This is a genomic window from Streptomyces toxytricini (assembly GCF_014649915.1).
In the GTDB taxonomy this organism is placed as follows: domain Bacteria; phylum Actinomycetota; class Actinomycetes; order Streptomycetales; family Streptomycetaceae; genus Streptomyces; species Streptomyces toxytricini.
The window spans coordinates 353,799-378,747 of record NZ_BMTY01000003.1; the positions used below are offsets into that span (position 1 = coordinate 353,799).

General features: G+C 74.5%; 22 protein-coding genes. 13 read left to right on the top strand and 9 right to left on the bottom strand.

Annotated features, from left to right (window positions below):
• The first annotated feature begins 48 nt into the window (after window positions 1-48).
• Window positions 49-1,875: a phosphoenolpyruvate carboxykinase (GTP) gene (locus IE170_RS05760; protein ID WP_189808169.1), complete on the top strand. Its 1,827-nt coding sequence runs from the start codon at window positions 49-51 to the stop codon at window positions 1,873-1,875.
• A 468-nt stretch (window positions 1,876-2,343) separates the two neighbouring features.
• Window positions 2,344-2,763: a hypothetical protein gene (locus IE170_RS05765; RefSeq protein ID WP_189808170.1), complete on the top strand. Its 420-nt coding sequence runs from the start codon at window positions 2,344-2,346 to the stop codon at window positions 2,761-2,763.
• A 116-nt stretch (window positions 2,764-2,879) separates the two neighbouring features.
• Here the strand turns inward: IE170_RS05765 and IE170_RS05770 are convergent, their stop codons facing one another.
• Complete coding sequence (locus IE170_RS05770; protein ID WP_189808171.1) at window positions 2,880-3,278, bottom strand: SCO4983 family protein; 399 nt, start codon at window positions 3,276-3,278, stop codon at window positions 2,880-2,882.
• A 145-nt stretch (window positions 3,279-3,423) separates the two neighbouring features.
• Entirely contained in the window at window positions 3,424-4,635 is a 1,212-nt protein-coding gene (locus IE170_RS05775; RefSeq protein WP_189808172.1) for a pyridoxal phosphate-dependent aminotransferase, read from the bottom strand.
• A 380-nt stretch (window positions 4,636-5,015) separates the two neighbouring features.
• Between IE170_RS05775 and IE170_RS05780 the strand changes: the two genes are divergently transcribed.
• The 5 genes from IE170_RS05780 to IE170_RS05800 all read left to right on the top strand — a co-directional run bounded on the left by IE170_RS05780 (window position 5,016) and on the right by IE170_RS05800 (window position 9,063).
• The gene (locus tag IE170_RS05780) at window positions 5,016-5,270 is read left to right on the top strand and encodes a hypothetical protein (RefSeq protein WP_189808173.1); all 255 of its coding nucleotides are present in this window, start codon (window positions 5,016-5,018) and stop codon (window positions 5,268-5,270) included.
• 158 nt (window positions 5,271-5,428) lie between these two features.
• Entirely contained in the window at window positions 5,429-6,040 is a 612-nt protein-coding gene (locus IE170_RS05785) for a GNAT family N-acetyltransferase (protein ID WP_189808174.1), read from the top strand.
• A gap of 195 nt (window positions 6,041-6,235) precedes the next feature.
• On the top strand, window positions 6,236-8,149 hold the full coding sequence (locus IE170_RS05790) for an ABC transporter ATP-binding protein (RefSeq protein ID WP_189808239.1): 1,914 nt from the start codon (window positions 6,236-6,238) through the stop codon (window positions 8,147-8,149).
• Window positions 8,146-8,577 (top strand): GNAT family N-acetyltransferase, encoded by a 432-nt coding sequence (locus IE170_RS05795; protein WP_189808175.1) that lies wholly within the window; start codon window positions 8,146-8,148, stop codon window positions 8,575-8,577. Before IE170_RS05790 ends, IE170_RS05795 begins: the two co-directional genes overlap by 4 nt.
• Window positions 8,578-8,718: 141 nt before the next feature.
• A complete protein-coding gene (locus tag IE170_RS05800) occupies window positions 8,719-9,063 on the top strand; it encodes a hypothetical protein (RefSeq protein ID WP_189808176.1) in 345 nt (114 codons plus the stop codon).
• A 254-nt stretch (window positions 9,064-9,317) separates the two neighbouring features.
• Here IE170_RS05800 and IE170_RS05805 read toward each other — a convergent pair whose 3' ends face one another.
• Entirely contained in the window at window positions 9,318-9,791 is a 474-nt protein-coding gene (locus IE170_RS05805; RefSeq protein ID WP_189808177.1) for a nitroreductase/quinone reductase family protein, read from the bottom strand.
• Window positions 9,792-9,902: 111 nt separating this feature from the next.
• Here IE170_RS05805 and IE170_RS05810 point away from each other — a divergent pair, with 111 nt between their 5' ends.
• A complete protein-coding gene (locus IE170_RS05810) occupies window positions 9,903-10,832 on the top strand; it encodes a LysR family transcriptional regulator (protein WP_189808178.1) in 930 nt (309 codons plus the stop codon).
• An 861-nt stretch (window positions 10,833-11,693) separates the two neighbouring features.
• Here IE170_RS05810 and IE170_RS05815 read toward each other — a convergent pair.
• Complete coding sequence (locus tag IE170_RS05815) at window positions 11,694-11,888, bottom strand: hypothetical protein (protein WP_114053920.1); 195 nt, start codon at window positions 11,886-11,888, stop codon at window positions 11,694-11,696.
• Window positions 11,889-12,092: 204 nt separating this feature from the next.
• On the opposite strand from IE170_RS05815, the gene IE170_RS05820 reads away from it, so the two are divergent.
• A complete protein-coding gene (locus tag IE170_RS05820; protein ID WP_189808179.1) occupies window positions 12,093-13,454 on the top strand; it encodes a carbohydrate-binding protein in 1,362 nt (453 codons plus the stop codon).
• A 104-nt stretch (window positions 13,455-13,558) separates the two neighbouring features.
• On the opposite strand, the gene IE170_RS05825 is transcribed toward IE170_RS05820, so the two are convergent.
• The 5 genes from IE170_RS05825 to IE170_RS05845 form a co-directional block, all read right to left on the bottom strand.
• The gene (locus tag IE170_RS05825; RefSeq protein WP_189808180.1) at window positions 13,559-14,572 is read right to left on the bottom strand and encodes a YdcF family protein; all 1,014 of its coding nucleotides are present in this window, start codon (window positions 14,570-14,572) and stop codon (window positions 13,559-13,561) included.
• A gap of 20 nt (window positions 14,573-14,592) precedes the next feature.
• Window positions 14,593-16,164 (bottom strand): N-acyl-D-amino-acid deacylase family protein, encoded by a 1,572-nt coding sequence (locus IE170_RS05830; RefSeq protein WP_189808181.1) that lies wholly within the window; start codon window positions 16,162-16,164, stop codon window positions 14,593-14,595.
• A gap of 46 nt (window positions 16,165-16,210) precedes the next feature.
• Complete coding sequence (locus IE170_RS05835) at window positions 16,211-17,566, bottom strand: alanine racemase (protein ID WP_189808182.1); 1,356 nt, start codon at window positions 17,564-17,566, stop codon at window positions 16,211-16,213.
• A 189-nt stretch (window positions 17,567-17,755) separates the two neighbouring features.
• Window positions 17,756-19,093, bottom strand: coding sequence for a M14 family metallopeptidase (locus IE170_RS05840; protein WP_189808184.1), 1,338 nt, complete (start codon window positions 19,091-19,093; stop codon window positions 17,756-17,758).
• 124 nt (window positions 19,094-19,217) lie between these two features.
• Entirely contained in the window at window positions 19,218-20,912 is a 1,695-nt protein-coding gene (locus tag IE170_RS05845) for a chitinase (RefSeq protein ID WP_189808185.1), read from the bottom strand.
• A gap of 394 nt (window positions 20,913-21,306) precedes the next feature.
• On the opposite strand from IE170_RS05845, the gene IE170_RS05850 reads away from it, so the two are divergent.
• The 4 genes from IE170_RS05850 (at window position 21,307) to IE170_RS05865 (ending at window position 24,905) form a co-directional block, all read left to right on the top strand.
• A complete protein-coding gene (locus tag IE170_RS05850; RefSeq protein WP_189808187.1) occupies window positions 21,307-22,290 on the top strand; it encodes a hypothetical protein in 984 nt (327 codons plus the stop codon).
• Window positions 22,291-22,420: 130 nt separating this feature from the next.
• On the top strand, window positions 22,421-23,122 hold the full coding sequence (cpaB, locus tag IE170_RS05855; protein WP_189808188.1) for a Flp pilus assembly protein CpaB: 702 nt from the start codon (window positions 22,421-22,423) through the stop codon (window positions 23,120-23,122).
• Window positions 23,123-23,129: 7 nt separating this feature from the next.
• Window positions 23,130-24,485, top strand: a complete 1,356-nt coding sequence (locus IE170_RS05860) for a CpaE/TadZ family protein (protein WP_189808189.1) — start codon at window positions 23,130-23,132, stop codon at window positions 24,483-24,485.
• Window positions 24,486-24,488: 3 nt separating this feature from the next.
• Window positions 24,489-24,905: a TadE/TadG family type IV pilus assembly protein gene (locus IE170_RS05865; RefSeq protein ID WP_229884605.1), complete on the top strand. Its 417-nt coding sequence runs from the start codon at window positions 24,489-24,491 to the stop codon at window positions 24,903-24,905.
• The last annotated feature ends 44 nt before the right edge of the window (window positions 24,906-24,949 follow it).

Consider the following 24,949-nt stretch of genomic DNA (forward strand, 5'->3'; position numbering starts at 1 on the left):
AGCCCCCACGGGGCATTCACCAAACGAACCCCTCAACAAGGAGCAATCGTGGCGCGCGACAACGCGGCTCCCACTTCCGTACCGACGAACCACAAGGACCTGATCGCCTGGGTCGACGAGATCGCGGCGATCACCCAGCCGGACAGCGTCGTCTGGTGCGATGGTTCCGAGGCCGAGTACGAGCGCCTGTGCGGGGAGCTCGTCGCGAAGGGAACCTTCCGCAAGCTCGACGAGACCAAGCGCCCGAACTCGTACTACGCCGCCTCCGACCCCTCCGACGTCGCGCGCGTCGAGGACCGGACCTTCATCTGCTCCGAGAAGGAGGAGGACGCCGGCCCGACCAACCACTGGAAGGCCCCGGCGGAGATGAAGGACATCTTCACCGGCGAGAACGGCATCTTCCGCGGCTCCATGAAGGGCCGCACGATGTACGTCGTCCCCTTCTGCATGGGCCCCCTCGGCTCCGAACTCTCCGCGATCGGCGTCGAGATCACCGACTCCGCCTACGTCGCGGTCGCCATGCGCACCATGACCCGCATGGGCCGCGCCGTGCTCGACGAGCTCGGCGAGGACGGCTTCTTCGTCAAGGCCGTCCACACCCTCGGCGCCCCGCTCGCCGAAGGCCAGGCCGACGTGCCGTGGCCGTGCAACACCACCAAGTACATCTCGCACTTCCCGGAGACCCGCGAGATCTGGTCCTACGGCTCGGGCTACGGCGGCAACGCCCTGCTCGGCAAGAAGTGCTACGCGCTGCGCATCGCCTCCGTCATGGCCCGCGACGAGGGCTGGCTCGCCGAGCACATGCTGATCCTCAAGCTCACCCCGCCGCAGGGCGAGGCCCGCTACGTCGCCGCGGCCTTCCCGTCGGCGTGCGGCAAGACCAACCTCGCCATGCTGGAGCCGACCATCCCGGGCTGGACGGTCGAGACCATCGGCGACGACATCGCCTGGATGCGCTTCGGCGAGGACGGCCGCCTGTACGCGATCAACCCGGAGGCCGGCTTCTTCGGCGTCGCCCCCGGCACCGGCGCGCACACCAACGCCAACGCCATGAAGACGATGTACGCCAACACCGTCTTCACCAACGTCGCGCTCACCCCGGACGGCGGCGACGTCTGGTGGGAGGGCATGACGGAGGAGCCCCCGGCCGAGCTGATCGACTGGAAGGGCAACCCCTGGACCCCGGAGTCCGAGACCCCGGCCGCCCACCCGAACGCCCGCTTCGCCGTCCCGGCCGCCCAGTGCCCGACGATCGCCCCCGAGTGGGAGGACCCCAAGGGCGTCCCGATCTCCGCGATCCTCTTCGGCGGCCGCCGCGCCTCCGCCGTCCCGCTGGTCACCGAGTCCTTCGACTGGAACCACGGCGTCTTCATCGGCTCGAACATCGCCTCCGAGAAGACCGCCGCCGCCGAGGGCAAGGTCGGCGAGCTGCGCCGCGACCCGTTCGCCATGCTGCCGTTCTGCGGCTACAACATGGGCGACTACATGGCCCACTGGATCAAGGTCGGCGCCTCCGCGGACGCCGCGAAGCTCCCGAAGATCTACTACGTGAACTGGTTCCGCAAGAACGACGCGGGCAAGTTCGTCTGGCCCGGCTTCGGCGAGAACAGCCGCGTCCTGAAGTGGATCGTCGGCCGCCTCGACGGCACCGCCGAGGGCGTCGAGACCCCGATCGGCATCCTGCCGACCAAGGGCGCCCTCGACCTCGACGGCCTCGACATCGCCGACGAGGACCTCGACTTCCTCCTCACCGTCGACAAGGACGTGTGGCGGGACGAGGCGTCGCTGGTGCCCGAGCACCTCAACACGTACGGCGACCACACGCCCAAGGAGCTGTGGGACCAGTACCACGCGCTCGTGGAGCGCCTGGGCTGAGCCGTAACGCGCCCTGAAGAAGGGCCCTTTGAACGTGGGAGTCCCCGACCAAGCGATTCCCACCGCTGTGGGAGCCCCCGACCAAGCGGTTCCCACCGCAGCCGCGGACCGTCCCGGAGAGCCCCCGTGCTCCTCCGGGCGGGCCGCGCGCACCCGCCGGCGGCGGGCCCCCGGTGCACGGGGGCCCGCCGCTCGCGCATTGCGCCCCCATGCGCACCGCCCCGGGTGTTCCGCCCGCATCGCGATGCGTTCCGCGGCCCGCGGGCGGGCAGCCTGCTCCCGTCAGAACGCACTTTCCACGGCGAGACGGGTGAGCGCACGGTGGCCGACCGGTCCCTCTTCGAAACGGCGTACGCATCGGCCGGTGCTGGCAGCGGGCCCGCCGGGCCGTCAGGATCGTCTCCTGGGCGCGGGCGCGCAGGGCGCGGGGGACGCGCCGGACGCGATGGGCTGGGCGCGATGGGTGCGATGACGGCGTTGAAGCGGCACGGCCGGCTCCTCGGACTGTCCGCGGTGGCGGCGGTGCTGGTGTTCACGCCGCTGGGCCTGTACGTGTGGGGCGGCGGCGGCCCGGCCGCCGCTCCGCCGCGCGGGGCGCTGCAGGACGTCCGGGTCACCGGGTGCCGGGTCGACCCAGCGAGCCGGCGGGTCGTCGCCGCGGTCGAGGCCTCGGGGCGGCCCGAGGTCGCGGGGGCGTACGTGGTGACGGTCGAGTTCCGCGACGACGACGGGTCCCGGCCGGGCGGGCGGGCCGCGCAGGCGCTGGTCCGGATCCCCGGGGTGGCCCCGCAGGCCGTCGAGCGGGGCGAGGCCGTCGGGCCGGTGTGGCCGTTCGCGGCGGTGCCGTGGTGCGGGGTCGCGGGGGCGGAGTTCACGCCCGCGCCGTGACCGCGGGCGGCGGGGGAGGGCGTACGGACCCGCGGGTGCCGCCGGAGCCGGCCGGGGCGGGCGTACGGCGGCCATGGCTCCCGGTCCGGAGCCTCCGCGGCCCCGGACCGGGGCCGTCAGAGGCGCCCGGCGAGGTTCTCGGAGAACCGGCCCAGGGCTGCGGCGTGCGCGTCCATCAGCTCGGCGGCGAGGATCGCGACGGTGGTGTCGGCGCGTGACGCGGCCACGACGAGCGCCCGGCCGGCGAGGTCGTGCGCCCGCCGGTGCAGGGCGGCGGGGTCCGCGGCGGGGTCGTGCGGCGCCCGGGCGGGGGCGCTGCCGCGCAGCCGGGCGACCTGGGCGGCGATGCGGTTGCCGGCGTCGTCCTGCCCGAGCGCGTCCGTGACGGCCAGCAGGGCGGTCAGGTGCCCGGCGAGCTGGTGGTCGAGCGCCTCGGCGCGGGTGCTGTGCGGATAGTCGGAGTGGCGGCCGCCCACACGGTGGACGACCGGCTTGGTCCGGATCGGCTCGTACATGAGTGGCCTCCTGAAAGTCAGGAGACCATCCTACATTGGATTCGTTCTAAAGTTTTTCCCGATCCTGGACCGAGGGGCGGTGGAGCGGGGCCGGACCCCTCCACCGCCCCTCGGGCGTTCCTCGACCGCGGGCGCGGCCGGTGCGTCAGTGCTGGCCGTAGCCGTCCAGGAACTTGCCGATCCGGGTGACGGCGTCCGCCAGGTCGGGGGCGGCCGGCAGCGTCACGATCCGGAAGTGGTCCGGCTCGGGCCAGTTGAATCCCGTGCCGTGCACCACCATGATCTTCTCGGCCCGCAGCAGGTCGAGGACCATCTGCCGGTCGTCCTTGATCTTGTAGACGGCCGGGTCGAGCCGCGGGAACAGGTAGAGCGCGCCCTTCGGCTTCACGCAGGTGATGCCCGGGATCTGCGTCAGCAGGTCGTAGGCGGTGTCGCGCTGCTCCAGCAGCCGCCCGCCCGGCAGGACCAGGTCCTGGATCGACTGCCGTCCGCCCAGCGCGGTCGCCACGGCGTGCTGCGAGGGCATGTTCGCGCACAGGCGCATGTTCGCCAGGATGGTCAGGCCCTCGATGTACGAGGCGGCGTGCTGCTTCGGGCCGCAGACCGCCATCCAGCCCGCCCGGTAGCCGGCGACCCGGTAGTTCTTCGACAGGCCGTTGAAGGTGAGCGTCAGCAGGTCGGGCGCGACGGCCGCGGTGTTGGTGTGCGTGGCGCCGTCGTAGAGGATCCGGTCGTAGATCTCGTCCGAGCACACGATCAGGTTGTGGCGGCGCGCGATGTCGGTGAGGCCCCGCAGCATCTCGTCGTCGTAGACGGCGCCGGTCGGGTTGTTCGGGTTGATGATGACGATCGCGCGGGTGCGGTCGGTGACCTTCCGCTCGATGTCGGCCAGGTCCGGCATCCAGTCGGACTGCTCGTCGCAGCGGTAGTGCACGGCCGTGCCGCCGGCCAGCGAGACGGACGCCGTCCACAGCGGGTAGTCCGGTGCCGGGACGAGGACCTCGTCGCCGTCGTCGAGCAGCGCCTGCATCGCCATCTGGATCAGCTCGGAGACGCCGTTGCCGAGGTAGATGTCCTCGACGTCCAGCTCGATGCCCTTGGTCTGGTAGTGCTGCATGACCGCGCGCCGCGCGGACAGCAGACCCTTCGCGTCCCCGTAGCCGTGGGCGTCGCCCAGGTTGCGGAGCATGTCCTCCAGGATCTCCGGCGGGCACTCGAAGCCGAAGGCCGCGGGGTTGCCGGTGTTCAGCTTGAGGATGCGATGACCTGCCGCTTCGAGCCGCATCGCCTCTTCGAGGACGGGGCCGCGGATCTCGTAGCAGACATTGGCGAGTTTCGTTGACTGGATCACCTGCATGACGGGAGCTTACGGGCCCCGCGCCGGGCCCGCTGGGGATTCCCCTGCGCGATCGCAGGGGGATATGTCCCGGTTCGCGCGATGGGAAGGGCGGGTGTCCGCTGGGCCTTGGAAATGCGGGCGGCGGCCGCGCTCCACCTGCGGAATCGGTGTGTCCGCATGCATCCGGCAGGGGCGGTGTTGCGCTCGTCACCCCGCCCCCGGGCGCGGCGCCGGATGCCCCGCGCCGGCGCGGGCACACGGGTGCGGCCGGGGCGCACGAGGACGGGTCCTGAGTACGGCTCCTGAGTACGGTTCCTGAGTACGCGCACTCATGCGGCGGGCCCGCGCCCCGGCGGAGGGTGTCCTTCCGGGAGCACCGGGGACGGAGAGGCGGAGCAGTGGATTTCGTAGTCGGCGACATGGCGATCACCACCGTGGGCACGGACGGGGACGACCGGGCGATCGAGTTCCTGGTACGGCCCCACCGCGACGGCCGCAGCGGCGGCCGGGTCGGCAGCGAGGGCCACTTCGCCATCTACCGCGAGCACGACCAGGGCTGGGAGGGCGCCCGCCTCGCCATCGACCCCCGGTCCGGCAGCGTCCCCGTCGCCGCCGTCGAATGGGCGGTGGAGTTCGCCCGCGAATACCTCTGACGGCGCCACCTGGCGCCGCGTCACCTGATGCGGCGCCACCTCGCGCGGCGACGCGTCCGGTGCGGCGGGAACTCGTCCGGCAACCTGGGGCGTTGTCCCGAACGAGTGGGTCCGCCCCGCCCTGCCGGGCCTGGAAGGCGGTGTGCAGAATGACCCGTATGTCGATAGCGAACATCCCGCAGGCGGCCACCGCCGCAGACGCCCCGGAGATCGGCCGCACCCTGGCCCGCTCCTTCGGTGACGACCCGATGATGTGCTGGTTCTTCCCCGAGGAGGCCTCCCGCGAGGAGCGGCTCACGGAATACTTCACGACCCTCTTCACCCGGCACTACGTCCGGCACGGCGTCTGCGAGCGCACCGCCTCCGCAGCCGCCTTCTGGGTCGCCCCCGAGGCCGGCGAGCTGGGCGTTCCCGACGCGGAGACCCAGCAGGCCCTCCTGGCGGTGCTCGGCGACCGCGCCGGGATATTCGGCGAGGCCATCCAAGCCGCCGCCGCCCACACCCCGCAGGAGCCGCACTGGTACCTCGCCGCCATCGGCGCCGACCCCGCCGCCCGCGGCCAGGGCCACGGCGCGGCCCTGCTGCGCTCCGGCCTCGCCAAGGCCGACGCGGCCGGCATGCCCGCGTACCTGGAGTCCTCCAAGGCGGACAACCTGCCGTTCTACGAGCACTTCGGCTTCACCGTCCGCGAAGAGCTCGCCCTCCCCGGCGGCGGCCCCACCCTGTGGGCCATGTGGCGCGAGCCGCAGCAGGCGGCCGACGCCGCCTGACCCCGCCGCGCCCCGGCGCACACGCGGGCGGACCGGCGTCGCGTTCCGTAAACACTTGGACGCGGAACGTACCGCCACGGGACACTGCCTGTCTGCCCGCCCCCCGCACCGCCGCCCGGCACGCGGGGCTCCCGGGGCGACGGCCTCGCCCCGGGAGGCGGCCGGCGGGCTGCCGTACGACACCCCGGGGTGGCGATGGGACCGTCCGCACCACGATCCGCACCGCGCGGGGCGCCACCGGGCCGCGGCCCGGTGGCCCTCGCGCTCCGTTACTACGGCAGGGAGCTGGTCCGGCTCCGCCGGTTCGCGCTCCCCGCCATGCTGTCGCCGGCGCTCGGCAACATCGGCGTCAACTACCTGGCACCGCTGGTCGTCGCCAAGCTCGTCGGCCGCATCGCCGACGGCGGCGCCGGCCTCGCCGCGACCCTGCCCTACGTGCTCGGCTTCGCCGGCGTCCTGCTCCTCGCCGAAGCCCTGTGGCGGCTCGGCGTGCACTGCCTGAACCGGCTCGACGCGCTCGGCATCGAGCGGCTCTACGTGATCGGCCTCGACGAGCTGTTCGCGAAGGACGCCGCCTTCTTCCACGACAACTTCGCCGGATCGCTGACCAAGCGGGTCCTCGGCTTCGCCTCCCGCTTCGAGGAGTTCGTCGACACCCTCGCATTCGCCGTCGTCGGCCGGTTCGTGCCGCTGCTGTTCGGGTCCGTCGTCCTGTGGCAGTACGAACCGCTGCTCGTTGCCGGACTGCTGACGATGATCACCGTCACCGCCCTGTGCGTCGCACCGCTCGTACGCCGCCGGCAGGCGCTCGTCGACCGGCGCGAGGCGGCCATCGCCCGGGTCGCCGGGCACGTCTCCGACAGCCTGGCGAACATGGACACCGTCCGCGCGTTCGCCGCCGAACGGCGCGAGGCCGAGGAGCACCGGTCACGGGTCGCCGAATCGCGCCGGCTCACCCTGCGGGCCTGGGACTACGGCAACCTCCGCATCGACACGGTCGTCGCCCCGATGTCCGTCCTGACCAATGCGCTCGGCCTGCTCATCGCGGTCGCCGTCGTCGGCGGCAGCGCCGCCGCGGGCGGCGGCGGGGGCGGGACCGGGCACGGCGTGGAGGCCGTCGTCGTCGCCTTCACCTACTACTCCAACGCCACCCGCATCATGTTCGAGTTCAACCAGGTCTACCGCCGCCTGGAGCGGTCGATGACGGAGGCCGCCCAGTTCACCGAGCTGCTGCGGGAGCCGCCGACCGTCCTCGACCCGCCGGAGCCCGAGCCGGCACCGCCGCCGCGGGCCGCCGACGTCCGCTTCGAAGGCGTCACCTTCGCCCACCAAGGCGCCCGCCCCCTCTTCGAGGAACTCGACCTGGCCGTGCCCGGCGGCGCCAAGTTCGGCCTCGTCGGCCGGTCCGGCGGCGGCAAGAGCACCCTGACCCGGCTGCTGCTGCGGATGACGGACGTCGACGCCGGCCGCATCCTCGTCGGCGGCCGCGACATCAGCCGGCTGCGCCAGGCCGACCTGCGCGACCTCATCGCGTACGTGCCGCAGGACCCGGCCATGTTCCACCGCACCCTCCGCGAGAACATCGCCTTCGCCCGCCCCGGCGCCACCGACGCGGAGGTCCGGCGCGCGGCCGAGGCGGCGCACGTCACCGAGTTCGCCGACGTGCTGCCCGACGGCTTCGACACCCTCGTCGGCGAACGCGGCGTCAAACTGTCCGGCGGGCAGCGCCAGCGGGTCGCGCTCGCCCGCGCCATCCTGCGCGATGCGCCGATCCTGCTGCTCGACGAGGCCACCAGCGCCCTCGACTCCGAGAGCGAGATCCTCGTCCAGGAAGCGCTCTGGCAGCTCATGGCCGGGCGCACGGCCCTGGTCGTCGCCCACCGGCTGAGCACCGTCGCCGCCATGGACCGGCTCATCGTCCTCGACCGCGGGCGGATCGTCGAACAGGGCCGCCACGACGAACTGCTCACCTCCGGCGGCGCCTACGCGCGGCTGTGGCGGCACCAGTCGGGAGGCTTCCTCGGCGGCGCGGACGGCTCGGAGGGCGGCGGCGCGGCGGGCGGCGGCCGCAACGCCCCGGCCGACGGCCCGGGTACCGTGGGCCGGTGAAGATCATCGACCTGGAGCCGGGCGACCCGCGGCTCGCCGCCGACCTGCTGCCCGTCCTGCGGGAGCTGCGCCCGCACCTGACCGCCGACCTCCTCGCCGGCGTCTACGCCGAGGGCCACCCGCAGGGCCTGCGGTTCAGCGCGGCGTACGACGACGGGGGCGCGTGCGCGGGTGCGGCCGGCTGGCGCATCGTCGCGAACACCGTCGACATCCGCCGCCTGTACGTCGACGACCTCGTCACCGCGGCCCACACCCGCTCCCGCGGCGTGGGCCGCGCCCTGCTCGCCCACCTGGAGGAGCGGGCCCGCGCGGCCGGCTGCCGCCTCATGGACCTCGACTCGGGCACCCACCGCACCGGGGCGCACCGCTTCTACCTCCGCGAGCGGTTCGACATCGTCGCGTTCCACTTCGCCAAGGGGCTCGACTAGCGCCTGCCTCCCCGACGACGGCGGCGCCGGACTGAAAGGGTGATGGTGAAACGTTCCTGTGGAGGCGGGGACGTTACGGGGGAGCGCGCTCGCGGGAGGGATGGCGCTGCCCGAACGCGTCTCCTTCAGGAGGACACCCCCATGCGCCTGCGCAGCGCCCTGGCCGCCGCCCTCGGCGGCCTCATGCTCTCTGCGGCCCTGCCGTCGTCCCCGGCTTCGGCCGCCACCGGCGAGTTCGTGTACACCTACGTCGGCCTGAACTCCGTGGCCCTGCGCGGCGTGCTGGCCGACCCGGAAAGCGGGCAGTGCATCAACCTGCCCGAGACGGTCGGCTCCGCCTTGCCCGCCCACGCCCCGCGCAACCACACGAACTCCACCGCCACCGTCTTCCTCGATGCGGACTGCGACGGCGACACCTTCTACGTGATGAACCCGGGCAAGGTGCTGGGCGACCGCCTGCGGCTCCGGTCCGTCGTCTTCGGCTGACGACTGGCCCGCACTCCACCAGGGGCGGGACCCGGCCGGGTCGGGACGTGCGCGGCGGCGGACGCGGGCCGGTCGTCCTCCCGCTGCTCGTACGCACCTCCGGATCCGGGCCGGCCGGCGCCCGGGGACAGGGCCGCGACCAGCCGGTCGGGGTCGTGGCCGACGGGTACGGCGTGGTCGGCGGCGCCTCGACGGCAGGCACTCTGCGCGAAGGGCTGGGCGGCCGGCAGCGCCCGCGCAGCGTTGTCCCGCGTCTACGCCGGCCGCGGGGCGCGAAGGCCGGGCTCGAGGATCACGAGGGGGATGGTGCGGGTCGGGCGGGCCCGGGCCCGGTAGTCGTCCAGGGCGGGCCACAGGCCGGACAGGGCCGGCCAGTAGACCTCGCGCTCGTCCGCGCCGGCCGTGCGGGCCAGGGCCGGCGAGACGTCCGGACCCACCTGGACGCGGACCTCGGGGTGCGCGGCGAGGTTCCGGTACCAGTCCGGGTGTGCGGGGGCGCCCCAGGCGGCCGCGGCGACGACCAGGCGGGCCTCGTCCTCGGCGTAGATGAGGGGCGTGCGGGTGGCGCGGCCGGTGCGGCGGCCGACGGTGGTGAGGAGGAGGGTGGGCACGCCGTGCCAGAGGTGGCCGTCCTGGCCGCCGGTGGCCGCGTAGTCGCGGACGTGGTCGCGGGCGGGGCCGGGGCGGGGATCGGCGGGGTGGTCCCAGTCGACGGTGATCGTCTGCATGCTGCTGCCTCCGAGTAGCGGACCCCGGGAGCACCAACGATCCTGCGGCGGATCCGGATACGGTCGGCACACCCGTAGCGCAAGCGTGGTGGTCTGGACCAAGCTCGTTGCATGGATCTGGAGTTGAGGCACCTCAAGATCATCCGCGCGGTCGCGGACGCCGGGAGCCTGACCCGCGCCGCCACCCGGCTCGGGCTCGCCCAACCCGCCCTCAGCACCCAGCTCAGACGGATCGAGCGGGCGCTCGGCGGGGCGCTGTTCGACCGCGGAAGGGACGGCGTACGGGCCACCGCGCTCGGCGAACTCGTCCTCGACCGGGCGCGGGTACTGCTGCCCGCGGTGTGCGAGCTCCAGGAGGAGGCCGTCCGGTTCGCCCGCCAGGGCACCGCCGGCCACCGCATCGGCGGGACGCACGGGCCGCTGCTCGGCGGGCTCGTCGACCGGCTCGCCCGGCAGGACCCAGGGGTACCGGTGGCGACGTACACCGCCTGGTCGGAGCGGGAGATCGCCGGGTCCGTCGCCGGCGGGCGGCTCGACTTCGCGCTGATCGGCGTGTGCGGGGAGAGCCCGCCGCCGGAGCCCGGGCGGCTCGCGTGGATGGAGGTCGCACGGGACCCGGTGTACGTGATGCTCGCCGAGGACCACCCGCTGGCGCGGCGGGCCGAGATCGAGCTGACCGAGCTCGCGGCGGAGGCGTGGACCGACGTGCCGGGGGACGGGTGCTTCGGGGACTGCTTCGCCGCGGCGTGCGTGCGGGCCGGGTTCACGCCCGCCTGCGTGTACGAGGCGGACACCGCGTCCTGCGTGCATCTGGTGCAGGTGGGGCGGGCGGTGGGGTTGTGCCGGGCGACGTTCCCGGCGACGCCGGGGGTGGTCACCCGGCCGCTGGCCGGGACCCCCCTGGTGTGGCGGCACCTGCTGGGCTGGCATCCCGCCGGCCGGGCCGCGGCCCGCGCCGCGCATGTGCTGGCGCAGGCGCGGGCGGCCCACACCGAAGCGATGGCCCGCGCGGCGGCGACCCCGACCGCGGCGCACCCGTGATCCCGCCGCGGGATTCCGCGAACGCCCGTGGGCCCCGGCTCCGCCCGGCGGGGGCGCCTCAAGCGCCGGCGGGGCTGGATGCGGCGGCGTCCGCCGTCGGGTGCGGGCCTCGGCCGGAGTCGCGGCGGGCCGGAGTCGGCGGCGCGGTGGTGTCGCCGGCTCTGCCCGGACCCGCGCCTCAAGCGCCGGCGGGGCTGGGTTTGACCGGCGTTCGCCGTCGGGTGCGGGTTGGTCGATATGCGCGGTCGGGGGCGGTTTGGGTCGATCCGAGGGGGCGGGTGCGGCGGGTCGGAGGCGGCCGGCGCGGCGGTGTCGCGGGCTCTGCCCGGACCCGCGCCTCAAGCGCCGGCGGGGCTGGGTTTGGCCGGCGTTCGCCGTCGCGTGCGGGTTGGTCGATATGCGCGGTCGGGGGCGGTTTGGATCGATCCGAGGGGGCGGGTGCGGCGGGTCGGAGGCGGCCGGCGCGGCGGTGTCGCGGGCTCCGCCCGGACCCACGCCTCAAGCGCCGGCGGGGCTGGATTGGGCCGGCGTTCGCCGTTGGGTGCGGGCTGGTCGATCTGCGCGGTCGGGGGCGGTGCGGGTTGATGCGCGGGGGCGGGTGCGGCGCACGGGGCGGTGGGTCGGAGGCGGCCGGCGCGGCGGTCTCGCGGGCTCTGCCCGGGCCCGCGCCTCAAGCGCCGGCGGGGCTGGATGCGGCGGGGTTCGCCGTCGGGTGCGGGTTGGTCGACGTGCGCGGTCGGGTGCGGGCGGGTCGGCGCGCGCTTCCAGCCCGGCGCCTGGTGCGCGGGTCAGGGGCGGCCGGCGCGGACGGGGTGCCGTCCGTTCCCCGCCCCCTCGGGGGCGGGGCCGGGGACGCACCAGCTACGGGAGGTAGCGTTCGATGACCCTCGGGCCTTCCTTCTCGATCAGCTTCCGGGCCTTCTCGACCCGCTCCGGAGTCGGGTCGGCGCCCGTCGCCATGACGAGGTCCTCGGGGTCGTACGCCCGCTCCCCGCCCGTGAACAGCTTCGACGAAGGGGTCACGGACTCACGCTGCTGGTCCGATTCTGTTCCCATCGGTTGCCTCCTAGGAGTACCTGCCTGGTGCCCCCATCCTCCGGCCGCAACTCCAAGAACGCACGTCGGCGCCAGGCGCCCGCCCGAACCCTGCTCCCGCCCCGCCGGGCATAACACCGGGGGAGGGGCCAACCGGCAGTACGCAACGCCCCGTTGGGGTCCCTACGGTTTCCGCATCCCCGCCGAAAACCGAAGGGACCCCCCATGCCCAAGCGACACGCCCGATCGGCGTGTACCGCCCTGGCCGCGGCCGGCCTGCTGCTCGCCGCGGCCGTCGGGACGGCCGCCGCCGAGCCGGCGGCCCGGACCGCCCCGGCCCCGTCCGCCGCCGAGACCCTGCGCACCGCCGACGCGCAGCCCGAGCTGCTGGCCGCCATGCAGCGCGACCTCGGGCTGAGCCCGGACCGGGCCCGGACCCGCCTCGCGCACGAAGCCGAGGCCGGGGCGGCCGCCGCCCGCCTGCAGAGCCGCCTCGGCCCCGCCTTCGCCGGCGCCTGGGTCGACGGCTCGGACACGGCCGCCCTGTCCGTCGCCACGACCCGCTCCTCCGACGCGGCCGCGATACGCGCCGCCGGCGCCCGGCCGGTCGTCGTCGCCCGCTCCCTCGCCTCCCTCGACGCCGCGAAGACCGCCCTCGACCGGGCCGCCACCGCCGGGACCCCGGTGCGCTACGTCGACCCCCGCACCAACACGCTCGTCGTCGAGGAGGCCGAGCCCGGCGCCGCGGCCCGCCTGCTCGCCGCGACCGGCACCGACGCCTCCCTCGTCACCGTGGTGCCGACCGCGCAGGCCCCGCGCCCGCTGTACGACCTGCGCGGCGGCGACGCGTACTACATGAACGGAAGCGGCCGCTGCTCCGTCGGCTTCCCGGTGACCCGCGGCACCACCCACGGCTTCGCCACCGCCGGGCACTGCGGCCGGGCAGGGACGACGACGACCGGCTTCAACCGGGTCGCCCAGGGCTCCTTCCAGGCGTCGGTGTTCCCCGGCAGCGACATGGCCTGGGTCGCCGCGAACACGAACTGGACGGCCACCCCGTACGTCAAGGGCAGTGGCGGCGCGAACGTGCAGGTCACCGGCTCGGTCCTGCAGCCCGTCGGAGCGTCGGTCTGCCGCTCGGGCTCCACGACCGGCTGGCACTGCGGCACCATCCAGCAGCACAACACCAGCGTCACCTACCCCGAGGGCACCATCTCCGGCGTGACCCGCACGACGGTGTGCGCCGAGCCCGGCGACTCCGGCGGCTCGTACATCTCCGGCAGCCAGGCGCAGGGCGTGACCTCGGGCGGCTCCGGCAACTGCTCCAGCGGCGGCACCACCTTCTTCCAGCCGCTGAACCCGATCCTGTCCGCGTACGGGCTGACCCTGAGGACCACCGGCGGCGACCCGGGCCCCGGCCCGGGCCCCGGCGAGCCCGAGCCGGGCGGCACCTGGAAGTCCGGCACCGTCTACGCGGCGGGCGCGACCGTCACGTACGGCGGCGCGAGCTACCGCTGCCTGCAGGCCCACCAGGCCCAGGCGGGCTGGGAGCCGCCGAACGTCCCCGCGCTGTGGCAGCGCCTCTGACACGCCTCCCCGCGTGAGGACGGGGCGGGTGACCCGCGGCTGCCAAGGGGGGAGCCGCGGTGCACCCGCCCCGTGCCCTTCTCCGACCCGTTCCGCCCCGCCCGCTACCCCGCCAGCGCCGCCGCCACCGCCGTCGCCGCGGCGACCGCCCCGCAGACCACCAGGTTGACCAGCCGGTGCTCCCAGAAGACGGCGACGAACTCGCGGATGGTGGCGCTCGGCCAGAAGTAGCGGGCCGTCGGCGAGCCCACCACCTGCCCGTTCACGCCCGCCTTCCGCGCCGTCATCGCGGCGCGGAAGGCGTGGAAGTTGTTGGTGACGACGACGCACCGGTAGTCCGGCCCGGCCTCCGCCTCCATCACCTCCCGGCTGAAGGCGAGGTTCTCGTCCGTCGTCCGGGAGCGGTCCTCCAGGCGTACGAGATCGGGCGCCGCGCCCTGCGCCAGCAGCCAGTCCGCCATCGCCCGCGCCTCGGACAGCTTCTCGTCCTCGCCCTTCCCGCCCGACGCCAGCAGCAGCGGCACCCGCCCGCCGCGCGCCGCCTGCGCGGCCTGGAGCCGCAGGCCCTTCTCCAGGCGGGAGGCCAGCAGCGGCGGCACCCGCTCGCCGCCGAGCAGGCCGGAGCCGAGGACCACCACGAAGTCGACGTCGCCGCGGACCGGGGTGCGCCCGTACAGGAAGGCGTACGCGAGGAAGCAGACGAACAGGAACGACACGTACGCGACGAGCAGCACCAGCCCGCCGACCGCCGCGTCCATGGCGGGCGAGCCCCGGTCGGCGACGTACGCGACGAGCCCGATCAGCCCGAAGATCCCCGTCCCGGCCGCCAGCGACAGCAGGTTGGCGGGGCTGCGGCCCTCCCGCCGGAGCATCGTGATGCCGTTGCCGACGAGGAAGCCGGCGAGCACGAGCGTGCCCAGCGCCGGCACCAGCAGGATCAGCGCCACCGCCACGACCCTGAGCAGCGGCGGCAGCGACGGGATCAGGAACAGCACCCCGATCGAGGTCCATATGAGGGTCAGGCCCAGCAGGACGGCGTTGCGGAACCGCCGGCGGTCCGCCCGCACGCTCACCAGGAACAGCAGCAGCAGGACGGCCGCGGGCGCGAAAGCGATCATGCGCCCCAGCGTACGGCGCGTCAGCGCCCGCGGAACGGGGTGCGGCGCACCGCCCGCCCCGCCAGGACTCCGGTGCGCCGGCCCTCCCGCATCACGAACCGCCCGTCGACCAGGACGTGCGGGATCCCGGCCGGCAGCGCCCGCGGGTCCTCGTACGACGCCCCGGCGGCGACCGTCCCCGGGTCGAACAGCACCAGGTCGGCCCGGTACCCGACCCGCACCAGCCCCCGGTCCGGCAGCCGCAGCCGGGCCGCCGGCCGGCCCGCGAGGTGCGCCACGCACTCCTCCAGCGTCAGCACGCCCAGCTCGCGCACGTACCGGCCCAGGTAGTGCGGGAAGGTGCCGTACGCCCGCGGGTGCGGCTTCGCGCCGCGCAGGATGCCGTCGGAGCCGCCGGTGTGGAAGCGGTGCCGCATGACCGCCCGTACGTTGTCCTCGTGCCCCACGTGCTGCAGGACGGTCGGCCCCAGCCGGTCGGCCAGCAGCAGCCGCCGCGCCTCCTCCCAGCAGCGCAGCCGCCGGCCCGTCCACGCGCCGTTCGCCGGGTCCGCCGTCCCCGACACCTCCACCGCCGACCAGTCCACCGGCACGCCGTGGCAGCCGTCCGAGCCGTCGGCCTCCATCGTGTGCCGGATCCGCTCCGCGTCGGCGTCGTCGGCCAGCCGCGCCAGGAGCGCCCTCGGACCGCCCGCCGACGCCCAGCCCGGCAGGAGCGCGGCGAGCGTGGTGCAGCCCGGCGTGTACGGGTAGCTGTCGAGGGTGATGTCGGCGCCGCGGGCCAGCTCGGCGTCCAGCAGCGCCAGCAGCTCCGGCGCCCGGCCCGCGTTCTCCGGGAAGTTCATGGTGGCGTGTGCCAGGTGCAGGGCGCAGCCCGCCTCCCGGGCCAGGGCGACGACCTCCGCGTACGCGCCGAGCGCGCCCCGCCCGTACGAGCGGTGGTGCGGGCACCAGTAGCCGCCGTACGCGGCCACGACCCGGCACAGTGCGGCCAGTTCGGCCGCGGTCGCGTACATGCCGGGCGCGTAGGTGAGGCCGGAGGACATGCCGACCGCGCCCTGCGCGAGGCCCTCGGCGACCAGGGCGCGCATCCGGTCGAGCTCGGCGGGCGCGGCGGGCCGGTCCTCCCAGCCGACGGCGTACGCGCGCACGGTGCCCTGCGGGACGAGGTAGGCGGCGTTGACGGCGATGCCCGTGCGGTCGAGGCGGTCCAGGTAGCCGCCGACGGTGCGCCACGTGAAGTCGGCGTCCTCGCCGGGCCCGTTCCAGCCGGTGATCGCCGCCCGTACCTCGGCGAGGGTGCGGTCGTCGGCGGGCGCGTAGGAGAGGCCGTCCTGGCCGAGGACCTCCAGGGTGACGCCCTGGGCGGCCTTGGCGCTGTGGTCGGGGTCGGTCAGCAGCGCCAGGTCGCTGTGGGCGTGCATGTCGGTGAAGCCGGGGGCGAGGGCCAGCCCGGCGGCGTCGACGGTCAGCCGGCCGCCGGACCGGATCCGCCCGATCCCGGCGATCCGGCCCCCGTGCACGGCGACGTCGGCCGTGTACGAGGGCCCGCCCGTGCCGTCGACGACGCGGGCCCCGCGGAACACCAGGTCCATGCCCTGCCCCCCGGGTGAGCGGATCGGGTGCGGTGGATGCGCCGTTTCAGAAGAAGGTGCGGACCAGTTCGGTGACGGTGCCGTCGGGTCCGGTCACCGGGATCAGCGGCCACTTCTCGAAGATCGTGCAGGGGTGCGCCATGCCGAGCGCGACGCGGTCGCCGACCTCCAGTGCGGTGCCGGGCGCCGTCTCCAGCCAGGCGTGCTGGTCGGACAGCTTCGTGACGGTGATCCCGGTGCCGGGCCGCTCGGTGCCGTCGGCGCCGCGTACGGCGAGCACCTCGGGCAGGCCGAGGTCGTAGGCGATGTCGCGCTTGCCGGCGTTGACGAAGGCCTGGCCGGGCGTGGGCCGGGAGACGACCTGGGTCCACAGCCGGAAGGCCGGCAGCAGCCCGCCCTCCTCGGGGTGCCGGTTGAAGGGGGTGAGGCCGGAGTACCAGCCGTGGTCGTGCGAGACGTAGGCGCCGGAGCGCAGCAGCCGCTGCACGGGCAGGGAGAGCTCGGGGATGGCGGCGAAGACCTCGGCGACCGCGTCGAACCACTCGCTGCCGCCGGCGCTGACGACGATCCGCTCCAGGCCGGTGCCCTTGAACAGCCCGGCGGCGTCGAAGTCGGCGGCGAGGGCGGTGAGGCTGCGCAGCCACTCCCGGACGCTGTCGGCGTCGGCGCCGGGCATGGTGGCCTCGTAGCCGGCGACGCCCGCCAGCCGCAGGGTCGGGGCGGCGGCCACGGCGCGGGCGACGTCCATGCACTCGGCCGCGGTGCGCACGCCGGTGCGGCCCTCGGCGCCGGCGCCGAGCTCGACGACGACGTCGACGGGGCGGGTGGTGCGGCCGGCGAGGGCGGCGTCCATGAGGGCGACCCCGCGGACGGAGTCGACGTACGCGACGAACTCGAACTCGGGGTCGGCGGCGAGCTCCGCGGCGACCCAGTGCAGGGCGGGGGCGTCGACGAGCTCGTTGGCGAGGAAGATCCGGCGGATGCCGAAGGCGCGGCAGACGCGGGCCTGGTGCGGCATGGCGACGGTGATGCCCCAGGCGCCCTGCTTCAGCTGCCGCTCGAAGAGGCGGGGGGCCATGCAGGTCTTGCCGTGAGGGGCGAACTCCAGGCCGTGGCGGTCGCAGAACGCGGCGAGCGCGGCCAGGTTGTGGTCCAGGGCCTCGCCGTCGAGGGTGAGGACGGGGGTGGTGAAGCCGCCGGTGTGCAGGTCGCGGTGCTGGGCGGCCAGCTCGCCGACGGTGAGCCCGGCGTCCGCGGCGTCCGGCGGGAGGCCCTTGAAGCGGTGGTCGACGCGTTCGCGGTCGAGTTCCCGCACCGCTTCCCGGACCGTCGTGCGGGCCGGCTTCCCGTCCGTCGCGGGGTCCGGGTGCGGCTGCTGCCCGGCTGCCTCGGCGCTGGCCATGCGGATTCCTCCTCGCGCCGCGCCGGCCGCCGCGTGGTGCGGGAGGCCGGGGCGGCTGCTGTTCGGTGCTGTCTTACCTCCCCGAGGACGGCGGGGCAACGCCGGGCGGTTCCCGGCGCGGCGCAGGCGGGGCCGGGCGCGGGCGGGGCGCCCCGGCGAGGGGGTGCCCCGCCCGCGCGGGCTGCCGTGCTAGGCGGTGCAGTACTGCGCTTCCTTGCCGATGGAGCGGTACATGCAGTCGGCGTTCTCCAGGAGTTGCAGGACGGCGTCGCGGTTGCGGGAGGTCTCGCGGTCGATCACCTCGTCGGGCGGGTAGAAGCCGCCGCCGCCGAAGCCGGACGGGTACATCTCGAAGGTGTAGCCGAAGATCTTCTGGTCGCCCCACAGCCAGTCGTCGATCGTGCCGTCCGTGATGTAGAGGTCGCTGGACTGCTCGGGCGTGTAGCCGTTGCTGTTCGCCATGCGGGTGCCGACGGTCTTGAAGACGGCGAGGTCGTCCGCGGTCAGGCCGGGGGCGGTGTCGTTGTACGTCCACCCGTACGGCCACAGCACGAGCTCGCTGTAGGTGTGGAAGTCGATCGCGGCCTTGATCTGCTGCTTGCCGCCGACGACGCGGCTGCGGACGAAGTCGGAGACGACCTTCACCTCGGGCGCCGACTCGGGCGCCGAGCCGCGGTAGGTGTCGGAGCCCTTGCTGCCGCTGGAGCCGCCGCAGCAGCCCCACTTGTAGTTCCAGTTGCGGTTCTCGTCGGTGCCGACGGAGGAGGAGCCGGAGTTCGGCTGGCGGTTCTTGCGCCAGGAGCGGTAGGAGCCGGTGGCGATGTCGTACTCGCCGCCGTCGGGGTTGAGGTCCGGGACGATCCAGATCTCGCGGCTGTCGACCATGCGGGTGACGCGGGCGTCGGTCCCGTAGGTGGAGCCGAACTCCTTGAGCAGGTAGAGCGCCATCTCGACGGTGAGGTGCTCGCGGGCGTGCTGGTGGTGCGTGAAGAGGACCTCGGGCTCGTTCTCGTCGGCGGCGACGTTATCGCTGATCTTGATGGCGACGATGTCGCGTCCCTGGTACGACTTGCCGATCACCCGCTTGCTCATGATGGCGGGGTACTGGGCGATGCGCTGGTCGATCTCGGCGCTCATCTCGGCGTAGTTGTGGTACCGGGAGTCCGCGGACGGGAAGTCCGCCGGGCCCGCCTGGACGCCGCGCTCGGAGCGGTCGGGCGGGCCGCCGAGGGGGGTGAGCTCGTAGCCGAGGCGGCGCAGGGCCTTGGCCTGGAGCGGGTCGGCGCTGACGACGACCGAGCGGGCGTCGACCTCGTCGATGGAGACACCCGTACGGAGCAGGGCGGTTCGCTCGGCCGGAGTCGCCGGGCCCTTGATCTCGTACTGGGCGACGGCCTCGTCGAGGGTGGCGGTGGAGGGGCTGGGCGGCGGGGCCGCCGTCGCGCTCATGCCGTAGGCGGGCGCGCCCAGCGCGAGGGCGAGCAGGGCCGCCGTGACGGCGGCCCTGCGTCGTGTGTGGAGCCGCATGCGTTCTCCTGGGTGGGGAGGTGGGGGTAGCCGTGCGGACGGGCACAGCGTGCTCTTGTGGCATATCCAGGTCAAGAACCGGAAATCGGCCAGATTCCTTCGAAGCCACCCCCACTCGTACCGCCTACGGCAGGCCGTGAACCTTCGGACCCACCGCGTTGGACCAGGCGTTGCCCGCCTTGGCGTCCCAGTTCGTCGACCAGGTCATCGCCCCGCGCAGCCCCGGGTAGGTCTTCGACGGCTTGAAGGACCCGCAGTTGGTGCCCCGGGTGAGGCAGTCGAGGGCGTTGTTGACGACCGTCGGGGAGACGTAGCCGCTGCCCGCGCCGCTCGGGGAGGCCGGCACGCCGATGCCCACCTGCGAGGGGTCGAGGCCGCCCTCCAGCTGGATGCAGGCCAGCGCGGTGAGGAAGTCGACCGAGCCCTGGGAGTACACCTTGCCGTCGCAGCCGTTCATCGAGCCGCTGTTGTAGTACTGCATGTTGACGACGGTGAGGATGTCCTTGATGTTCAGCGCCGTCCGGAAGTAGGCGCCCGAGGTGGACTGCATGTCGATGGTCTGCGGGGCCATCGTGATGACGAGCGAGGGCCCGGCCTTCGCCGACAGGGCGCGCATCGCCTGGGTCATGTAGGTCGGGTTGAGGCCGTTCTCCAGGTCGATGTCGATCCCGTTGAAGCCGTACTCCTGCATCAGGGCGTACGCGGAGTTCGCCAGGTTCGAGGCGGACGCCGCGTCGTTGACCGTGATGGTGCCCTTCTCACCGCCGATGGAGAGGATCACCGACTTGCCGGCCGCCTTCTTCGCGGCGATGTCGGCCTTGAACCGGTCGACGGTGTAGCCGCCCAGGCCCGCGCTGTCGAGGTTGAAGGCGATCGCGCCGGGCGTCGCCGTGGCGTCGGCGAAGGAGACGGCGATGATGTCGTACTGCGGCGACACGTCGGAGAGCCGCTGGACGGTCGCGCCGTTGTCGAAGTTCTGCCAGTAGCCCGTCAGGGCGTGCCGCGGCACCGGCGGTCCGGGCGTGCCCGGGTCGCCTCCGGTCGTCGTGCCGGTCACCGGCGCCGACTGCGGGCCCTCTCCGGCTGCGTTGTACGCGCTCACCCGGAAGGAGTACGAGGTCGAGGCGGCGAGCCCGGTGATCTGCGCGGGCGGCCCGGAGACCGTCCGCACGCGGACGCCGTCCTGGTAGACGTGGTAGCCGGCGGCCCCGCCGACCGCGTCCCACGACAGGGTGAGGGAGTTCGCGCCCTGGCCGGAGACGGCGGCCCCCGCCGGGGCGCCCGGCAGCGACGGGCCGGGGTCGGTCGGGCCGCCGCCGTCGGGGCCGACCACGCTGAACTCGTCGACGGCGTAGCCCGCCTGGCCGTACCAGCCGTGCGCGTACACGGTGACCTGCGTGGTGCTCGGGCCGGTGGTGAAGGTGGTGGACAGGCGCTGCCAGCCGCCGCCGGACCCGGGGGTCCAGGCCGACACGTCCTGCGTGCCGGTGCCGGAGGCGCCGAGGTACACGTACGAGCCCTGGACCTGCGCGGCGATCGTGTACGTCGAGTTCGGCTTGACCGTGACGGTCTGGCTGCACCGGGCGTTGTCGAGCCCCGACGGCGCGGCCCGCAGTGCGGCGGCTCCGGTGTGGGCGGGGCCGGAGGCGGCGGCGCCGCTGCCGGGGCTGCAGTTCCAGTGCGCGAGGCCGGACTCGAAGCCGCCGTTGCGGGCGACGTTGACGTCCGCGGCCTGGGCGGTGCCGGCGGTCACGGCGGTCAAGCCGCCGGCGGTGAGGGTCGCGGCGCCCAGCAGGGCGAGTGCGCGGATGCGGTTCACGAGGACTCCGTGGGGGGAGTAGGGGAGGTGAACAGGGATGCGAAAGGGGTGGCACGGGAGGCCGTGGAGCGGCGTGGGGGGCCGGACTTCAACTTGGTCCAGACCAATCCCGCTGTCAATGGTCTTTGCAATGTGGCTTGAACTGATCGGCCGTCCGATCCCGGTTGTCCGGGTTTTCCGCCACCTGCGACCTGACTGCGCAGTACGGGAATTCCCAAGGCCCTGCCCCGCCAGGGGTGACGCGGATATGGTGCTGTGGCACGGGGGAAAGCAGGTCGGCCGTTTGCGGTCGCGCAGGTCGAAGTGGCCGCCGCGGCCGTCGGGGGCCGTTCGGGGGCACCGCCCGGCGGGATCCGGGGGAGGCGCGGTGCACGGGGTGAACAGGGGGATGCGCATGCCGGTCGCCATTGCCGTCACCAGCGCCGATCTGGTGCTGCCGGCCCCGGACCGGCACACCCCGCCGGCCGCCGTCCTCACCCCGCCCGACCGCATCGGCCTCGAAGACGCCCTCGCCGAGACCGCCTCCCTGCTGGAGCGGCACAGCCACGTCCTGGCCGTCGTACCGCCCTGGCTGCCGCCCGCGACCGTCCGCCGGCTGCGCACCGTCCGCGCCATCCTCGAAACCGACCGGATCGCGCTCCTCGAGGTCGACCTGCCCCCGCTGGGCACCGCCCTGCTGGTCCGCCAGCTGCGCCAGCTCAGCGTCTGCGACTTCAGCCCCGGCGTCGTCGCCGCGGCCGCCCGCCTTCTCTCCCACTACGTCCACGCCGGAGCCGTCCTCGGATCCGTCGCCGGGCTCGACCGGGTCGACGTCAGCCTGAAGGCGCACGCCCGCTCCTGGTCCCCCGGCGCCCAGTTCGCCGTCCTCGCCCACCCCGTACCCCACCTGGCCCGCCTCGGCCAGGCCGCCGCCGGGCCGGGGGGCCGCGGGGCGCACGGCGCGGGCGGCCGCGGCCGGTCCCGCAAGGCCCCGTCCGCGGCGGCCGCCCTTCCCGAGGGCATGCCGACCGGACCGTCCTACGCCACCCAGCTGACCTTCGCCCGCGGCCGGCTCGCCTCCGACTGGGTGACCGCCGCACTCGCCCCCGCCTGGCAGGTCCAGGGCGTCATGGAGAACCCGCTCCCGGCCGACTCGCCCGCCTGGTGGGGCACGCCGAAGCTCGTCGAGTTCGCCGCCGGCATCCCCGACCCGTCCGTCCTCTACCAACTCGTCGCCTCGGTGCGCCGCGAGGAGTGCCGCTGGTGCGGCCTGGAGCTCATCGGCGACCGCTGCGGCTTCTGCGCCGCCCCGCTCCACGCACCGCCGCCGCCCGCCGCGGAGGCCGCCGCCCGCCCGGGCGCCCGTACGAGCGCCCGCACCGCCGGCACCGCACGCTGAGCGGCCGGCCGCCCCGCCGGCCGCCGCCCGGGGAACCACCGCCCCACCGGCACCGCCCCACCGACACACCGCCCCACCGCCCCCGACCGACCGGCCCGAACGAACGAAGAACGGCGAGGTAGTACGGCACATGAACTCACGCCAGCGCCGCGGCGTCATCCTGCTGCTCCTGTCGGTCCTGTGCGCCCTGGCGGCGTTCGGCGGGGTCCTCGTCGTGATCGGCGACGTCAACTCCAAGGTCGGCGCCGAAGTCACCGCCTACCGCGCCAAGGCCGACATCGCGCCCTACAGCCCCCTGAGCGCCGCCCAGTTCGAAGAGGTCAGCATCCCGCGCCGCTGGCTGTCCGAGACCGCCGTCGACGACCTCGGCGCCCTCAAGGACAAGATCGCCCTGACCACCCTCAGGAAGGGCTCGCTGCTCCAGACCGACATGTTCGTCGACAAACCCCAGCTGCAACCGGGGGAGCAGGAGATCGCCATCATGATCGACGCGGCGACCGGCGTCGCCGGCAAGATCTACTCCGGTGCCAAGGTCAACATCATCGCCACCTTCAAGGGCGCCAAGGAGGGCGACCCCTCCCGCTCCGTGATCATCGTGGCCAACGCCCGCGTCCTGAACGTCGGCAAGCTCACCCCCCTCGACAAGGACGCCGACCGCCGGGGCCCCGCCGAAGCCGTCCCCATCACCTTCGCGCTGAACACCAAGGACACCCAGCGCGTCGCGTACGCCGAGTCCTTCGCGGAGCACGTACGCCTGGCCCTCGTGGCGCCCGGCACCGACTCCGCGCCCGGCGCGGGCGACCGCACGTACACCCTCGACGGGGACAAGTGAGGCCCGGATGACCACCCGAATCCTCCCCGCCGCCGGCGACGCCGACGCCGCGCGCGCCCTCTCCGCCCTCCTCGGCCAGCTCCCGGACGCCGAGCCGGCCGCGCCGCTCCCCGACTCCGGCGCCCTCCTCGACACCCTGGCCCGGCTGGCCGCCGGATCCGTCGACGAGCTGCCCGAGGTCGTCCTCGTCCACGAGCGGATCGGGCCGGTCCCCGCCCTCGACCTCATCCGCGAAGTCGCCCTCCGCTTCCCCGCCGTCGGCGTCGTCCTGCTCTCCTCCGACACCGGGCCGGCCCTGTTCTCCGCCGCCATGGACTCCGGCGCGCGCGGCCTGATCGGGCTCCCGCCCTCGTACGAGGAGCTCGCCGCCCGCGTCCAGGCCGCCGCCCAGTGGTCCGCGGGCGTACGCCGCCACCTGGGCCGCCCCGCCGACGCCCCGGGCGGACCGGGCGGGCGCGTCGTCACCGTCGCCGGAGCCAAGGGCGGCGTCGGCACCACCCTCACCGCGGTCCAGTTCGCGCTCGCAGCGGCCGCCGCCGGGCGGCGCACCGTCCTCGTCGACATGGACCTCCAGGCCGGCGACGTCGGCTCGTACCTCGACGTGCAGTTCCGCCGCTCCATCGCCGACCTCGCGGGCATCCACGACATCTCCCCGCGCGTCCTCCAGGACGCCGTCTACGACGACCGGACCGGCCTCGCCCTGCTCCTCGCGCCCGCCGAGGGCGAACGCGGCGAGGAGCTCGACGACCGGGCCGCCCGGCACGTCGTCACCGCCCTGCGAGGCCGCTACGAACTCGTCGTCGTCGACTGCGGCACCCAGGTGACCGGCGCCAACGCGGCCGTCGTCGAAATGGCCGACACCGCCGCGCTCGTCACCACCCCGGACGTCATCTCCGTACGCGCCGCCAAGCGCATGGTCCGCATGTGGGAGCGGCTCCAGGTCCGCAAGGCCGAGGACACGGTCATGGTCGTCAACCGCTGGAGCAAGCACACCGAGATCCAGCCCGCCCTCATCGGGAAGATCACCAAGGCCCGGGTGGTGAAGACCCCCGTGCCCGCGGCCTTCAAGGAGCTCCAGCCCGTCGTGGACGCGGGCCGCCTCCAGGACCTCGACAACCGCTCCGCCGTGAAACAGGCCCTGTGGACCGTCGCCGGCGAACTCGGCCTGCTCGCCGCCCCCGCCGACCCGGCCGGAGCCGCGGGGGCACAGGCCGCGCTTCCCGGCCGGGACACCGCCGGCGGCGGCCGGTCCTCCGGGGCCGCCCTCGCCGTGCGCGCGGCCGGGCCCGTCGCCCGGCTGCGCCGCGGCGGCGGCGACCGCGGCTCCCTCGGGCCCCGGCCGCGCCGCGGCCGGGAGGGCTGACCGGTGGCCGCCCGCCGACCGCCCGCGGGCCGCAGCCCCGGTCCCGGCCGCGGTCCCGGCCGCATCCGCGCCGCGGCCGGCGACCGCGGGCAGGTCGCCGTCGAGTTCGCCGGGATGGTCCCGCTGATCCTGCTGCTCGTCGCGGCGGTCTGGGAGTGCGTCCTCATCGGGTACGCCTTCTCCCTCGCGGGGAACGCAGCCGACGAGGCGGCCCGCGCCGGCGCCGTCAAGGGCGGCGGGGCCTGCGAGGCCGCCGCCGGCGAGCACATCGGCAGCGCTTGGGGCATGACCGCCGAGTGCCGTGCGGAAGGCCGCCTCTACAAGGCCACCGTCCGGCTGGAAATCCCGGTGCTCCACCCGTCGCTGGGCTTCGGGGGGATCACCGGCGAGGCCGGCGCGGTGCGGGAGGAGGAGGACTAGATGCCCCGACCCCGACCCCGACCCCGACCCCGATGCCGACCCGG

Excerpts from the sequence above, each read along its gene's own strand:
- IE170_RS05825 (WP_189808180.1), bottom strand. The coding sequence starts at position 14,572 with ATGATCGCTTTCGCGCCCGCGGCCGTCCTGCTGCTGCTGTTCCTGGTG.
- cpaB (WP_189808188.1), top strand. The coding sequence starts at position 22,421 with ATGAACTCACGCCAGCGCCGCGGCGTCATCCTGCTGCTCCTGTCGGTC.
- IE170_RS05785 (WP_189808174.1), top strand. The coding sequence starts at position 5,429 with ATGTCGATAGCGAACATCCCGCAGGCGGCCACCGCCGCAGACGCCCCG.
- IE170_RS05860 (WP_189808189.1), top strand. The coding sequence starts at position 23,130 with ATGACCACCCGAATCCTCCCCGCCGCCGGCGACGCCGACGCCGCGCGC.
- IE170_RS05800 (WP_189808176.1), top strand. The coding sequence starts at position 8,719 with ATGCGCCTGCGCAGCGCCCTGGCCGCCGCCCTCGGCGGCCTCATGCTC.
- IE170_RS05765 (WP_189808170.1), top strand. The coding sequence starts at position 2,344 with ATGACGGCGTTGAAGCGGCACGGCCGGCTCCTCGGACTGTCCGCGGTG.
- IE170_RS05790 (WP_189808239.1), top strand. The coding sequence starts at position 6,236 with ATGGGACCGTCCGCACCACGATCCGCACCGCGCGGGGCGCCACCGGGC.
- IE170_RS05820 (WP_189808179.1), top strand. The coding sequence starts at position 12,093 with ATGCCCAAGCGACACGCCCGATCGGCGTGTACCGCCCTGGCCGCGGCC.
- IE170_RS05815 (WP_114053920.1), bottom strand. The coding sequence starts at position 11,888 with ATGGGAACAGAATCGGACCAGCAGCGTGAGTCCGTGACCCCTTCGTCG.
- IE170_RS05770 (WP_189808171.1), bottom strand. The coding sequence starts at position 3,278 with ATGTACGAGCCGATCCGGACCAAGCCGGTCGTCCACCGTGTGGGCGGC.
- IE170_RS05850 (WP_189808187.1), top strand. The coding sequence starts at position 21,307 with ATGCCGGTCGCCATTGCCGTCACCAGCGCCGATCTGGTGCTGCCGGCC.
- IE170_RS05775 (WP_189808172.1), bottom strand. The coding sequence starts at position 4,635 with ATGCAGGTGATCCAGTCAACGAAACTCGCCAATGTCTGCTACGAGATC.
- IE170_RS05835 (WP_189808182.1), bottom strand. The coding sequence starts at position 17,566 with ATGGCCAGCGCCGAGGCAGCCGGGCAGCAGCCGCACCCGGACCCCGCG.
- IE170_RS05830 (WP_189808181.1), bottom strand. The coding sequence starts at position 16,164 with ATGGACCTGGTGTTCCGCGGGGCCCGCGTCGTCGACGGCACGGGCGGG.
- IE170_RS05810 (WP_189808178.1), top strand. The coding sequence starts at position 9,903 with ATGGATCTGGAGTTGAGGCACCTCAAGATCATCCGCGCGGTCGCGGAC.
- IE170_RS05840 (WP_189808184.1), bottom strand. The coding sequence starts at position 19,093 with ATGCGGCTCCACACACGACGCAGGGCCGCCGTCACGGCGGCCCTGCTC.
- IE170_RS05805 (WP_189808177.1), bottom strand. The coding sequence starts at position 9,791 with ATGCAGACGATCACCGTCGACTGGGACCACCCCGCCGATCCCCGCCCC.